The following is a 15174-nucleotide window of genomic DNA, read 5'->3' as shown; positions in this document are numbered from 1 at the left end:
TAAAACAGTGGTTCTTTTGGGGCAAACTAAATTAAAGCTCACATTTTTTTAAACCCGCGAGATTTGGCCTCAATCCTAACAGTAATTTACAGGCTTCTTATCTAATTAAGGTAATCGTGCCTGTTAAAGCTTGACTAGTGTTTTTCGATTTTATTAAATAATAATAAACGCCAACATTAGCAGGATTTCCCTTTACTTTTCCATCCCAGAACGGTGCCTTGCCTGTAGTAGTATGAATGATATTTCCATATTGGTTAAAAATCTGAATACTACTCTGAGGATCGCTTTCAAGTCCGCTTACCTGCCAAAGGTCGTTCACATTGTCATCGTTCGGACTAAATGCGGTTGGAATGAGAATATCTTTACAATACTGAATAACGGAGTAATTTACTGATTTCGTGCAGCCATAAATATCTTCAACAGTTAGGGAATAATACCCTGGCTTGTTTACCTGATAGAACGGGCTTGAAGTCTTTTGGCCTTCCCATATGTAAAAGGCAAACCCTGCGGGCGCTTCAAGTGTTACTTTTTCTTTAGCAATCACACAAATCCGAAGCTGTTCGGGCTGAAATAACAAAAGCGGTTCGTTTACATTTACCTCAACTGTTTCGCTTTCCCTTTTACAGCCCGAGGTGCTGGTAAAGCTGACAGAATAAATCCCGCTTTTGTTAATTTTTATGGTTTTAGTAGTTTCACCTGTACTCCAAAAGAAATCAGTACCAGCTTGGTTGGTTACAGCAGTGAGTATTACTTCTTCTCCACTGCAGAGTATTTTATCCGAACTCCTGCTTATGGTTACATCCGGAATTGCGTTAAAGCTGATGTTAGTTGCAACTGATGTATTTGCACAGCCATTGTCATTAGTTAAAGATGCCGTGTAAGCTCCCGTCAATGCAATTGAAATGATATTCTGGTTTTTAAACTCAGGTAGTTCCAACCCGTTTCGGTACCATTTTACAAGGTAATTATTCGGATTATCAACTTTAATTTCTGTGGTTTCACCAATGCAGTAAGCTGTTTTTGCTGTTGTGAGTTGAACCGTTGGTATAACAATCTGATTAATTTTCACTTGCTTTGAGAGTTCATAATAGTTTTCACAGTTACTTACTTTTACCTCATATATGCCAGGTAAGGTTGCATTATAGGTGTTTTGTGTAGCATTTGGAATGTCAGTGCCATTTTTTATCCATTGGTATTTGTAGTCTTCTATGCGTTTTGTTTCAAGGAGATAAGTTTGTCCTGAACATAAATTTATCTCGGCAGGATAGTTAAACGTTATTTCAGGAGTTGTATTATTTTTAATAATGATGGGTAAGGATGTCAGTGTAAGATTCTCACATAATGCAGTAACTTTGAAAGTGTATTTTCCAGATTCTTTTAAGTCTGCAGACGCTTTTCCTATCCATTCGCTTATTTCTACATCATCTTTAAACCACTGAAATAATAACTGATTTTGTAAACTAACAGGTACCCTTGTTTTTACATTGATGCTTTGGTTACCGCAGGTTTCAAATATGACCTCGTCCTGATTATAGCCGTTTGAAGGGGTTTTGCTATAGATGAAATCAGTATATTTCAGATTCTGATAATAATCCTGATCCAGGCTCAAATATATCTTTGAAATACCTTGATCCTTGGCCACCCATAATACTTTCTCGCACATGGTTTCCCTCCAATAATTATAGTTGGCCTCTTTTAAAATTTTAATGTCGGTATCTACACATACAGAATTAATTTTTATGTTATTAGATGCTGGAAATTTAATGAATTTAAGCCGATCAAGCCGCTCTGGACTTGAGGTTAATTCATTAAATATTGAAGCAGGCGTATAGTATAACCCCCTGTCGGTTGCTGCAAATGCAAAGTTTTGCTTAAAAACAGGTGTTAAAGCATAAACTTCTTCCAGATCATTAATCTTCTCATTTTCAATTAATTTTTTAATTTCTAAGCCAGTACATGAAACATTGTTATAGGCGTATAGTCCCTCATCTGTACCCCATAGGCTATACCATATCTGCCAGCCAGACCCTGCGGGCAATCCAAATTGCCAGTGATGTGCAAAGAGTGTGCAGTTTATTTTTGAAGGATAGGGTGCTCTGTCGGGAATAGCCGAAACGTATGTGGTATAAGCCTGATAGTTAACTGCAGCATGGTCATTAACAAAGCACCGTGCCATCGTGTAAATGTACTGGAAGTCGACTGACTTGTACCCTGCATTGGTAATTCTCCAATCTGGTTCATTAACCAAGGGCTGGTTAGGGTAAATAAACTGATTGGTAATGGTGAGGTTTCCCCGAAAAATTTTATAAGCATGTTTGTTGGTAGCCACTGCTAAGTAATCATTAGCAGGGTTATAAGCATTAGCAGGTTCATAATCAATATTTCTTTTTGTATTTATTACTGAAATATTATTAACCCTTGTAACGCCCGGTTCCTCAATCTTTATTTCATGTTTTACGCCGCCCTTAAAATGTACAATAACATTTGGCTTAATCAGAAAATACATTTCTGATTCATTAAAGCCGGTAATTTCATTAATCACGAGGCCGTTTGTAGGCAGATAAGGTTTAAAAGCAGCTTCGGTATCTGGTTTGTAAAAAACTGTTCCTGAATTATTGAGCGCCCAAACAGTATGATCTTCTACTGAAACAAAAATCTGTTTAAACGATTCATTTTCCAGATATTTCTCTCCTGAGGTTAAATTTAACTGTGCCATACACAAGAGGGGAGATAGTAAAAAGAAAGAAAGAAAGAGGCGGTAACTTAAACTGGTAATCATACCACAATGATATTAAAAACCAGCAATAAAAGCTAATACGGTACCTACAAATAAACATCTGGCATAATTTCCCATGCCCATGGTTTTTTAAAGGTCTTAAATGTTCTCAGTTGCGAAAAATACAAAACCTCACTCGTTCTCCTGTTGGCAATGTCCCTTCTGTGTAAGTTACCAACGGTAGTAAATAATTCACGTGTTTTAAAGTCGTAAACCCTTTCGGTCATATCGCCGCTGTTCTGGTTAAAATAAAGATTAATGGCGCTTGTTAAAAACCAGTCTTTATTTTCGTATTTAAAAGTATAACCCAGTTCCCAGCGCCACTCTGCACCTCCCTGAAAGCGCAGATAGAGTTGTTGGTCTTTAATGGCCACTTGCTGTAGCGGATCGCCCAGTTTACCACCTTCTGCTGAACGTAAAATGAAATCGTTATTTTGCGTAGATAAATTAAAAGTCCCTGTCGATTTATCTTTAAAAAATATGGCCAGTATCCTTGGTTTCTGAGTTTCTTTTATAATCGCGCTGCTATTGTCGCCATAAACCCTGGTTTCATCAATTGTTCTATTGTATTCGAAAACTACTGCCAAATCTTCTATGGCATCATTGTTTAAATCACCATAAACCTGATCTATCGCTGTCCAATTAGGAGGGGTAAGCTGCTCAGAAGAAGTGCCTTGTGGTTTAATTTTAGGAAATATAAATGTTTTTTGCGCAAAGCAAATTTGCGCGCACAGCATCAGGAGGTAAAAACAAAAAACTTTCATTCAGGTAGAAAAAAGGTGTTGATGTAGATATAAAACGTTTGGTTTGGGTTTTTAGTTTAACTGAATCGTATCTCGCGACTCGTCACGCTGTCCCGATATTTACATCTGGATCAGTATCTTTCCCGCAAAATGGACCCTGAAATAAATTCAGGGTGACGACTGTATAAAAATTCCCGTACTTTTGCAAAAAAAAACAATTCCTTTTGAAAACCGAAATATTTGCCATTACGCCGCCATTTACCCAACTGAATACTCCATATCCGGCAACCGCGTATATAAAAGGTTTTCTGAATACCAAAAATATCAGTACAACACAAGCAGACTTAGGCATAGAAGTAATTTTGGAACTGTTCTCTAAAAAAGGATTACAAAATTTATTCAGTCACACTGAGCGGAGTCGGAGTGTAGATAATAGAAAACCTAAAAGCGATAATGCCAAACGTATTTTAGCTTTGCAGGATGAATATTTAAAAACCATCGACGCGGTAATCGCATTTCTGCAAGGGAAAAATCCAACTTTAGCTTTGCAGATCTGTAGCGATGATTTTTTACCCCAGGCTTCTCGTTTTTCGCAGTTAGAAGAGCTCGACTGGGCTTTCGGAGCCATGGGCACACAGGATAAAGCGAAGCATTTAGCCACGCTGTACCTTGAAGATATCTCCGATTATATTGTAGAATGTATCGACGAGAATTTCGGTTTTAGCCGTTATGCAGAGCGTTTGGGCAGAAGTGCAAATTCTTTTGATGAATTATATAATGCCTTATTGCAAGAGCCTACCTATATTGATCATATCCTGATTTCGGTTTTAAAAGAAAAAATTGAAACTGTTCAACCTAAATTGTTTCTGATTTCGGTTCCTTTTCCGGGTAATCTTTACAGTGCTTTCCGTTGTGCGCAATGGATAAAAACCAATCATCCTGAAATTATAATTTCGATGGGTGGGGGTTTTCCGAATACGGAACTAAGATCGTTATCTGATGCACGGGTTTTTGAGTTTTTCGATTACATCACTTTAGATGATGGTGAATTGCCGATCGAACTTTTATACCAAAATATTACGCATCCCATCCCGGTGGAAGCCCATTTTTATAAAAGAACTTTTCTGCTCGAAAATGGCAAAGTAGTTTACCGTAACGATGCTTTCAGAAACGATTATAAGCAAGCTGATGTAGGTACGCCGGATTATACAGGACTACTTTTAGATAAATATATTTCGGTAATCGAAATTGTTAACCCGATGCACCGCATGTGGAGCGATGGGCGCTGGAACAAACTCACCATGGCGCATGGCTGTTATTGGGGGAAATGTACTTTTTGCGATATTTCGCTTGATTATATTAAGGTTTATGAACCGGTTGCGGCTAAATTGATTGTAGACCGGATAGAAGATTTATATGCCAAAACAGGACAGAATGGTTTCCATTTCGTTGATGAGGCTGCACCGCCAGCGCTAATGCGTGAAGTAGCCTTGGAAATTATCAGAAGGAGATTAGCGGTTACCTGGTGGACAAATATTCGTTTTGAAAAAAGCTTTAGTCAGGATTTATGTTTATTGCTTAAGGCTTCTGGCTGTATTGCGGTTTCAGGAGGATTGGAAGTAGCGTCTGATCGGTTGCTGAAACTGATTGATAAAGGCGTAACGGTAGAACAAGTGGCCAGGGTAACCCGCAATTTTACCGAAGCTGGGATCATGGTGCACGCTTATTTAATGTACGGCTATCCAACCCAAACCGTACAGGAAACAGTTGACAGTTTAGAAATGGTGCGTCAGTTGTTTGAGGTCGGGATATTACAATCGGGTTTTTGGCATCAATTTGCCATGACGGCGCATAGTCCGGTGGGCATGTACCCTGAAAAATTTGGTGTAGTAAAGGATACAGAAGTGATTGGAACTTTTGCCAATAATGATATCAATTACACTGATAAAACAGGTATTGATCATAATAAATTCAGCTTTGGCTTAAAGAAATCACTTTTCAATTTTATGCACGGGATCTGTTTTGATTATGAGCTGCAGGATTGGTTTGACTTTAAAATCCCAAGGACGAAAATCCCTGCTGATTTTATTGAAAAGGCTTTAACTGATGGCGATCATTTTAATACCAAACCTACTGCAAAAGTAGTATGGATAGGAGGAAAGCCCTCTGCCGATTATTTCACCAAATCAAAAAAGGGCAATACCTGGGAAATGGCCTCGCTCACTTTCCACGATAAAAAGGAAACTTTTACCATTCAAACCAATAAAAAAGAAGGTGAATGGTTAGCTGCCATTTTAAATCAAATTTCGATCTCGAACGAGAAAGTATTTACTTTTCAGGATGTTAAAGCCGATTTTGAACAGGAACTGGAAAACTTCGAACTGTTCTGGTATTCAAAACCCATTAATACCTTAAGGGAATACGGTTTGCTGGTTTTGTAAACAGAAACCGTCACCAAAACTTCACAGAGCGGCGTCATTTCGACCGTAGCGGAGAAATCTATTAAAAATAGTTTTTGATTTAGATCTCTCCATTCCGCTATGCTCCAGTCGAGATGACGGCCGTTTATTGGATACTATCATCTTGAGCGGAGTCGAAGGATCTCTACAGTTAACTTTAATATCAAAAAATTCTTCACTGCGTTCAGAATGACAGAAATGGGAGTTTCAATCGAGACGAATATGCCTTAAAAGCGCTTAGCTCTACATCTTCATTTTAAAATGTGTAAGGAAATAGATGATACAAATGAGTATAATCGAATTTATAATGAGCAATAACCACGATATTATGGATTTCCGGTCTTTCATCAACGCTATAAATGAAGTGATATAAGCCATGGCAATAAGTGCAAGAAATAAGTTTACAGTCTGGATACCTAAAATGTAATATCCGCTATAAGAGAAAACAAGTATGCTTAATATTAAGAATATAACTGAGGCGGTAGTGTAAAGTTTATTTGGTTTCATATTGTATATTCTAAATTAACTGTTTATCAAATCTTTTAATACTCCAATTCACTTTGGCTTGTGAGATAACCAGCTAAATATGGTTCATTTCTATTTTGATTGATGGTTCAGGTATTGTACGTTCGAAACATTAACCAATAAGAAAATATTAGTGCTATATTTTTGACCATAGAAGGGATGTAAGATCATTTAAGCTTATATGTACCTCATATGTCTTATATGGTCAAAAAATGTTTCTGAAATACTTGCTAGGTTTAATCACAATGTGGAACAGTAAAAGTCCAGGTTTCTGATTCGCCGTTTGGAATAATATAACCATTTCCCCTCGCGTTTTCAAACCAGAGTTTACCTCTTAATTTTTCTCTTGTACCTACTTCATTTAAGGTTGCGCTATCGTAAAGACGACCATTAATCATCACATATTTGATTTTCTCCGAATTGCGGATATCATCTAACGGGTTGGCATCCATAATCACCAAATCTGCCAGTTTACCTACTTCAAGCGAACCGATTTCCTTATTCATACCCAAATAGCCAGCGCCATTTAATGTTGCAGCCCGGATGGCCTGCAGCGGACTAAAACCACCTTGTACCAGCATCCATAATTCCCAGTGTGCACCTAATCCCTGAATTTGTCCGTGCGCACCAAGGTTCACTTTTGTACCCCCATCTGCAATCTGTTTGGTCGCTTTTGCAATGTCGATATGGTTGTAATCACTGTATTCGGAAGTGGTTCTGCGTCTGGCCCTTGCATCAATAATCGTGCGTGGCGTATAAGTCATCAGCTTTTCGTTTTCCCAAACGTTGGTTCTGTCATACCAGTAATTTTCGCCCCACTGACCACCATAAGCCACAATTAAAGTAGGAGTGTAACCCACTTCCGTATTGTTCCAAAGCGTGGTTACATCTTTGTAAACCGGTAAAACAGGTATGCTGTGTTCAATTCCGGTATGGCCATCGGCAACCATATTCATATTAGTAAAAAATGTTGAACCACCTTCAGGCACCACTTCCATTTTTAACTGACGGGCAGCTTCTAAAATCTGTTGGCGTTGTTCTCTACGCGGTTGATTGTACGATTTAACTGAAAAAGCACCAACCGCTTTTAACCTGCGCAAATTGGCCAAAGCATCATCCAAACTGTTAATTACAACCTTAAAATCGCCATCTGCACCATATAAAATTGATCCGGTTGAATAAACCCTTGGTCCAACCATTCGGCCAGCCTTAAGCATTTCACTCTGACTAAAAACCATTTCAGTATTACTCGATGGATCGTGAGACGTAGTTACGCCAAAAGCCAGATTGGCCATATAACTCCAGTCGCTTTGTGGCGTTATCCCATCCGGACTGGTGCGTAAATGTGCGTGCACATCAACAATCCCCGGCATAATGGTTTTGCCGTTTACATCAATTACTTTAGCATTGGCCGGAATGTTTACCGCATCCGATTTCCCGATTGCAGTAATTTTATTTCCATCGGTAAGGATGGTTCCGTTTTCAATTACCTCATCGCCTTTCATTGAAATAATCCTGGCGCCTTTTAAGGCCACGATTCCCGTAGGAACATCAGATTTTAAAACGAGGTTAATATCAATTGATGATGCTGCAGTTTTAGGCGTAGTTCCGTCAAAATTGAACGCACTGTTTACATCAATGGTAAAATATTTTGGTCCCAGTGTCCAGTGCAGGTTTTTACTATCAGCACTCCATTGAATGTAAGTTCCACCATCGGTAGTTACTTTGGTAACCGGAATGGCTTTGTTTCCTGCAGAGGCATCCTGGGCAGTCCCAATATTGATCATCGGGGTGATGTACACATTAAACAACTCGTTAAATGCCACCCATTTATTATCAGGACTGATGACGAACTGATTGGCGTATTGTGAAGTAAAATGCGTTCTTTCGTTTGCACCATTTAAATCGATACTTTTTAAGGCTTTTTTCCCATCTGCATAACTCTGGAAATAAATCCGGGTGTCGCTATTGTTAAACTGTGGACGGATGCCATTGTCAGAAACCAGCGTTTTTGCACCGCCATTGGCAGGCATGATAAAAATACCAGTTCCACGCCCATAATTGTAACCTAAAACGTCATTTCCACTTCCTTTTCTAAAAACAATTCTATCGCCTTTGGTCGAATATTGAGGAGAATAGTAAAACCCTTTTTCGTCGCTTAAGGTGATGGTTTTTCCCGATTTTAAATCGGTTCTTTTTATTGCTCCGCGTAATTCGTCGCTCCAGGTAGTGTAAACCACATATTTTCCATCCGGACTAAAAGCAGGTTCAAATTCGAAATCCAAACCATTCGTTAACCTTTCGGGTGTTCCTGTGGATAATTCCTGTTTATACAAAAACCCTGCAGCATTAAAAACGATGGTTTTTCCATCAGGGGAGGTGGTAAGTTGCCTCAACATTTTGGCCGAAAATTCATTACTGAAAACCTGCTGTTCAAAATGTAAAGCCTGTTGTACGGTTTGAATGGTATTGGCTTGAAAAGGAATAGTTGTGTTGATCAATGTACCAATTTCGGTTTTCCTGATTTTTCCTTTTGCATAAAAAACGATGCTTTTGCTGTCTGGTGTCCAGGCGAAATTAGGATAAACGCCAAAAATGGCCCAGGTTTCCTGCTGATCGTGCGATAAATCTTCATTTACAGGCCATTCTTCGCCGGTTTTTATATTTTGAACATATAAAGTAGATTTTAACCTTACGCGTTTTACAAATGCAATCATATTTCCATCAGGCGAAACCTGCGGACGGCAAGCGCCTCCCTGCTCATTGATCAAAGTCGTTAATTTACCTGTGGTTAAATCCAGCTGACGGATGGCATAAATGGTCCCGTTGGGATCTTTACTATATTCGAAATTTGGCCCCGGGCTTACATCTTCGCTAAAATAAACGTACCGGCCATCAGGTGATACGTTTGGCTCGCCTGCATCTTGCTGATCGTTTTTGCGTTTGGTTAATTGTACACCCTCACCACCGTTGATACTGTACATCCACATTTCGCCTGCACCTAACGACCGGCTGGCAGTAAAGTGTTTTCTGGCCACAATATATTCACTGTTCGGCATCCAGGTAGCATTGTTCAATAACCTGAAACTCTCTTTGGTAATTTGTTTTTTGCCCGAACCATCACGTTTCATGATCCAGATATTATCGCCCCCGCTTTTATCGCTCGTGTAAGAAATGTATTTTCCGTTCGGGCTAAACCTTGGTTGCACATCCCAGGCCGCGCCTCCGCTAATCAGTTTCGCACCGCCGCCGGTAATGGGCATCACGTAAATATCGCCCAGTAAATCAAAAACAATCTCCTGTCCGTCAGCACTTACATCCAGGTTCATCCAGGTACCTTCATCAGTATTTAGTGTGAAGTTTTTCGTGGTGCCCTGGTATTTTTCAATGTCCCATTTTTTTTCCTGGGCGTAAGAACTGAAAAATAATAGCGAAAGAGCGGATAGAAAATAGAGGTGTTTCATTATATGCTGGATGGTTATTTGAATAATTCGTGTATTTTTCTTTGATTAGTTTTTTATTGAAATGTATTTGTCTCAACACCGTTGAGCGTTTTGATGATTTATTTCAATCAAATCCGTCATTTCGGGCGGAGTGCAATGAAGCCGGGAACCGGTAGGCTCAGCGGAGTTAAATCTATCTCGAGATAGATCTCTCCATTCCACTGCGTTCCAGTCGAGATGACGATTTTTTTTATGAATTCGACTTTCAAACGGCGTTTCTAACATTTAATTCTTCTTAATTAGCAAAGTTAATAATCTTTTCTGAAGATGATTTTTTCAATTTCTAACAATAATAAGTGGCGATTTTGGATTAAATGTATAGTTTTGATACTGCCGATTTATGACAGCAATAGAGATTTTACAAAAATATTGGGGACACCAGGCTTTCAGGCCATTACAGCAGGATATTATTATTTCGGTTATAGAAGGGAACGACAGTTTGGCCCTGTTGCCAACCGGAGGGGGGAAATCGATCTGTTTTCAGGTGCCGGCATTGGTTAAGGAGGGCATCTGTATTGTAGTTTCTCCATTAATTGCCCTGATGAAAGATCAGGTAGAAAACCTGAAATCGAAAGGGATTGAAGCCATTGCCATTTATGCCGGAATGGGAAAACGTGAAATCGATATTCTGCTTGATAACTGTATTTATGGCAAAATAAAATTCCTATATCTTTCACCTGAGCGTTTATTGGCTGATTTGGTACGGGTTCGCATTTCATACATGAATGTAAACCTGATTGCCGTTGATGAAGCACATTGTATATCGCAATGGGGCTACGATTTCCGTCCGCCATACCAGCAGATTGCCAAACTGCGCGAAATTTTGCCTGATGTTCCCGTATTGGCGCTTACCGCCACAGCAACCGATTTTGTAAGGAAAGATATCATTGAGAAACTGGAAATGAAAAATCCACAGATTTTCGTTAAAAGTTTCGCCAGAGACAATTTAAGTTATGTTGTTTTCGGAAATGAAGATAAATATAAAAAGCTGATTGATATCTGTAAAAATGTAAAAGGTACCGGATTGGTTTATGTACGTAACCGCAGGGAAACTGCAGAAGTAGCCAATTTCATTAACAGAAACCAGATAAAAGCCGATTTTTACCATGCAGGCTTAGAACGCGATGTTCGTTTTTTAAAACAGGAAGAATGGAAAAGTAATAAAACGCGCATTATGGTGGCCACCAATGCCTTTGGAATGGGAATTGATAAAGCCGATGTGCGTTTCGTGGTGCATTTGGATCTGCCCGAAAGTCTGGAAGCTTATTACCAGGAAGCGGGAAGGGCCGGGCGCGACGAAAAAAGGAGTTACGCGGTGCTGTTGGCCAACCAATCTGATATTCTGGGTTTAGAATCCCGGTATCTCGATAGCTTTCCTTCACCAGATGAAATCAGAAAAACTTACCACTACCTGGGCAATTACTTTCAACTGGCATTTGGCGCCGGCGAAGGTTTAACCTTTAATTTTGATATTCCTGATTTTTGTAAGCGTTTTAATATCAGTGTATTAAAAACCATTTCTGCACTTAAATTTTTAGAGCACGATGGCTATCTTACCTTATCCGAAAGTGTTTTTTTACCTTCAAGAATGATGTTTATCGCCAGTCATGAAGATGTTTACCGGTTCCAGATCGAAAACAAAGCGTATGATGGCATTATCAAAACCATTCTGCGTTCACATGGCGGTGCTTTTGATGGTTTTGTAAAAATCAATGAAGCTGATTTAGCAAAAAGAACCGGACTTTCCTACAAAGATATTATCGCACTGCTCAACAAACTGCAAAGTATTGAATTGCTTACCTATATTCAACAAACCGATCAGCCGCAGTTGCAATATGTTCGGCCGAGGGTAGATATGGATCATTTCGACCTGGATGTAAAATACCTTGGACTGAGAAAAGAGATTTTACATAAACAGATTAATGCGGTGGTGGCTTATGCTTCGTCTAATTTGTGCCGGAGTATTCAATTACTGAACTATTTTGATGAACACCACGCTACAAAATGTGGGGTTTGCGATGTTTGTTTGGCAGAGAAAAGAGCCGAAAACCAAAGTCAGGTGGGGGAGGAAATCGAATTCGAAATTGTTTCTTTACTGCAACAACAGCCGCTTAGCCTTGATGATCTGGTTACCAATATTAAAAATGGTGCTGATGCCGAAAGAATTGATGCGATAAGAGAATTATTAGATGCCGGGAAGATTAAAACTGATGGGAAGAAGTATTATATATAGATATGAGATGTGAGATGTGAGATGTGAGATGTTAGATGTTAGATGTGAGAAAAATGACCCAACAAGTTACCAATAAAATATTAGTTTTGTATTGAACTATTTAGCCGCCTACAATTAACCAGTTAACCAATTACAACAGTTAACCTCCTTAAAACTAAATGATAACAAAAAACAATAAGAAAACCATCCGTTCGTGGGCATTCTTCGATTGGGCAAACTCAGCCTATAACTTAGTCATTACTTCAACTATTTTTCCTGCCTATTACACCATTATTACCACTACCAAAGAACATGGTGATAAAGTGCAGTTTTTCGGAAGGACATACATCAATACCTCACTTTCTAATTATGCCTTGTCATTCGCCTATTTAATTATGGCTTTTGCCTTGCCAATGCTTTCGTCGATTGCCGATAGAAGAGGTAATAAAAAATCCTTTATGAAATTCTTTACCTATATGGGCGGTTTAGCCTGTATCGGGTTGTATTTCTTTAAACTGGATACACTCGAAATGAGTATTATTTTATTTGCACTGGCTGCTATGGGCTATATTGGAGGCGTACTGTTCAGTAATTCATACTTGCCGGAAATTGCAACAGAAGAGCATCAGGACCGCGTAAGTGCACAAGGTTTTTCTTATGGCTACATTGGTTCGGTTATATTACAGTTAATCTGCTTTCTGTTTGTGTTAAAACCGGAATGGTTTGGTATTACCGATGCTTCTTTTCCGCCACGACTGTCCTTTTTACTGGTGGGTGTATGGTGGATCGGTTTCTCGCAGATTCCATTTAAAGTGCTTCCAAACGGAACCCCGCAAAATGATAAAGTAAAAACCAATATTTTTAAAGATGGCTTTAGTGAGCTATCTAAAGTATGGGGACAGCTAAAACAGATCAATAAACTGAAGGGGTTTCTATTTTCTTTCTTTTTCTACTCGATGGGGGTACAAACCATTATGCTTGCAGCTGCTGGTTTTGCCGAAAAAACCTTAAAATTAGGCACAGCTAAACTGATTGCCGTAATCTTAATTATTCAGTTGGTGGCCATTCCCGGTGCGATGCTGATGTCGTTCCTGGCCAAAAAAATCGGCAACGTAAACGTGCTGATTATGGTTGTTTTAGTGTGGATAGGATGCTGTGTTTATGGCTATTACATCACTAACGAATATCAGTTTTATTCGTTGGCAGCGATTGTAGGCTTAATTATGGGCGGAATTCAATCTTTATCGCGTTCTACTTATTCTAAATATTTGCCTGTTGATACAAAAGATACCACATCATTTTTTAGTTTTTACGATGTAACCGAAAAACTGGCCATTGTTATTGGTTTATTTAGTTTTGCATATATTGAAGATTTAACCGGAAATATTCGCTACTCAATTATCGCTTTGGCATCATTTTTTATTGTTGGATTAGTCTTTTTAGTGCTTTTAAGAAAAATCGAGCGTAAAGAATCGCTAAAATTGTAAGTTTGCAGTCGTTTAGAATATGATGAAAGTAGAATTATTTGTGCCTTGTTTTGTAGATCAGTTGTACCCCGAAACTGCTTTTAATACCTTAAGGTTATTAGAAAAATCGGGATGTGATGTGACCTATAACTCGAAGCAAACCTGTTGCGGGCAACCGGCATACAATGCGGGTTATTGGGATGAAGCTAAAGAAGTGGGCACAAAGTTTTTGAATGATTTTACCGAAAATACTTATGTGGTGGCGCCATCAGCATCGTGTGTAGGGATGGTAAAAGGTGGGTTTAATGATCTGTTTACCAATACGATTGTGCACAACAAATGCCGAAGCCTGCAATCAAACATATGGGAACTTTCTGATTTCCTCGTGAACGTAGCCAAAAAAGATTATTTCGGTGCCGAACTGGAAGGAAAGGCCGTTTATCACGATTCCTGCAGTGCTTTACGCGAATGCAAAATTAAAGATGAACCCCGTCAATTGCTTTCGAAAGTACACGGTTTAGAAATGATCGAAATGGAAGATACCGATATTTGCTGTGGTTTCGGCGGTACTTTTGCCGTTAAGTTTGATGCCATTTCATCGGCCATGGCCGAGCAGAAAGTTAACCACGCATTGGCACAACAAGCCGATTATATTATTTCTACCGATTTATCATGCCTTTTGCATCTTCAGGGTTATATTGATAAAAATAACCTGCCAATCAAAACCATGCATATTGCTGATGTGCTTTGTAATGGTTGGCTGGAAAGTACTGAATATTAACCGCCAACCCCTAAAGGGGAGCGACCAATCCTTTTTCATGGTCTGTGTCCCCACAGACCTTCATAGTTATAATCAAAGATTTCGGTCTGTGAGGACACAGACCGAAGGTTTAATTCGGGATATTTATTTTTTAGCGCTAACGCTCGTTTCTAATGAGCGTTGAATAATTTATCGTTTACAAACGATAGAATCGTTTAACTATTTATGCACTCGTTTGGAAACGAGCGCAAGCGTTTTTCTATTTCAAACCCCTTTCCATGGTCTGTGTCCCCACAGACCATCATATTTATAAAAGATTTCGGCCTGTGAGGACACAGACCGAGGAAAATACCGGTCTTCAAGTAAATTTAGGATAACGAGCAACTAAACCTGCGAGGTTTTTCGGTCAAAAAGAACCACAATTTTGTGTAAAATAAACCTGACCGTCAGCGTTATCCCGATTTAAAGATCAATTTTAAATTAAAGCGTATTTTCAATCGGGATTAAGCAGAGGGCAGGACTACCGCAACCGAAGAACAACTGCAATTGCTTTTCAAAAAAAATAATCTTTATTGTAAAAAATAAATTACATCTGCCTTTAAAGATCCGATTGAGCCAATCCAGCTATTGATTTTAACACAATTTAACAAGCTTTATGTTACAATCAACAATACCTTTGTTAAACCTTTTACAGGCTTTCGTATCTAAACAACAAAACAAAATCATCAAA

At 38.9% G+C, this 15174-nt stretch carries 8 protein-coding genes; 4 read left to right on the top strand and 4 right to left on the bottom strand.

Annotated features, from left to right (window positions below; genetic code table 11):
* Positions 1-97 precede the first annotated feature (97 nt).
* Both ABD769_RS08615 and ABD769_RS08610 read right to left on the bottom strand, forming a co-directional pair.
* Positions 98-2779, bottom strand: coding sequence for a T9SS type B sorting domain-containing protein (locus ABD769_RS08615; protein WP_344851010.1), 2682 nt, complete (start codon positions 2777-2779; stop codon positions 98-100).
* A 44-nt stretch (positions 2780-2823) separates the two neighbouring features.
* Entirely contained in the window at positions 2824-3540 is a 717-nt protein-coding gene (locus ABD769_RS08610) for a hypothetical protein (RefSeq protein WP_344851009.1), read from the bottom strand.
* Between the two features lie 203 nt (positions 3541-3743).
* Here ABD769_RS08610 and ABD769_RS08605 point away from each other — a divergent pair, with 203 nt between their 5' ends.
* The gene (locus tag ABD769_RS08605; protein ID WP_344851008.1) at positions 3744-5960 is read left to right on the top strand and encodes a B12-binding domain-containing radical SAM protein; all 2217 of its coding nucleotides are present in this window, start codon (positions 3744-3746) and stop codon (positions 5958-5960) included.
* Positions 5961-6221: 261 nt separating this feature from the next.
* Here ABD769_RS08605 and ABD769_RS08600 read toward each other — a convergent pair whose 3' ends face one another.
* Positions 6222-6485, bottom strand: coding sequence for a hypothetical protein (locus ABD769_RS08600; protein WP_344851007.1), 264 nt, complete (start codon positions 6483-6485; stop codon positions 6222-6224).
* A 254-nt stretch (positions 6486-6739) separates the two neighbouring features.
* A complete protein-coding gene (locus ABD769_RS08595) occupies positions 6740-9967 on the bottom strand; it encodes an amidohydrolase family protein (RefSeq protein ID WP_344851006.1) in 3228 nt (1075 codons plus the stop codon).
* Between the two features lie 379 nt (positions 9968-10346).
* Here ABD769_RS08595 and ABD769_RS08590 point away from each other — a divergent pair, with 379 nt between their 5' ends.
* The 3 genes from ABD769_RS08590 to ABD769_RS08580 all read left to right on the top strand — a co-directional run bounded on the left by ABD769_RS08590 (position 10347) and on the right by ABD769_RS08580 (position 14465).
* The gene (locus ABD769_RS08590) at positions 10347-12239 is read left to right on the top strand and encodes a RecQ family ATP-dependent DNA helicase (RefSeq protein ID WP_344851005.1); all 1893 of its coding nucleotides are present in this window, start codon (positions 10347-10349) and stop codon (positions 12237-12239) included.
* A 158-nt stretch (positions 12240-12397) separates the two neighbouring features.
* Entirely contained in the window at positions 12398-13705 is a 1308-nt protein-coding gene (locus ABD769_RS08585; RefSeq protein WP_344851004.1) for an MFS transporter, read from the top strand.
* A gap of 22 nt (positions 13706-13727) precedes the next feature.
* A complete protein-coding gene (locus ABD769_RS08580; RefSeq protein ID WP_344851346.1) occupies positions 13728-14465 on the top strand; it encodes a (Fe-S)-binding protein in 738 nt (245 codons plus the stop codon).
* Positions 14466-15174: the final 709 nt, after the last annotated feature.

Origin of the sequence: Pedobacter jeongneungensis (assembly GCF_039538295.1) — a bacterium.
GTDB classification, from domain to species: Bacteria; Bacteroidota; Bacteroidia; order Sphingobacteriales; family Sphingobacteriaceae; genus Pedobacter; species Pedobacter jeongneungensis.
Note: the sequence above shows the minus strand (reverse complement) of the source record. Positions and strands in the feature narration are given on the sequence as shown.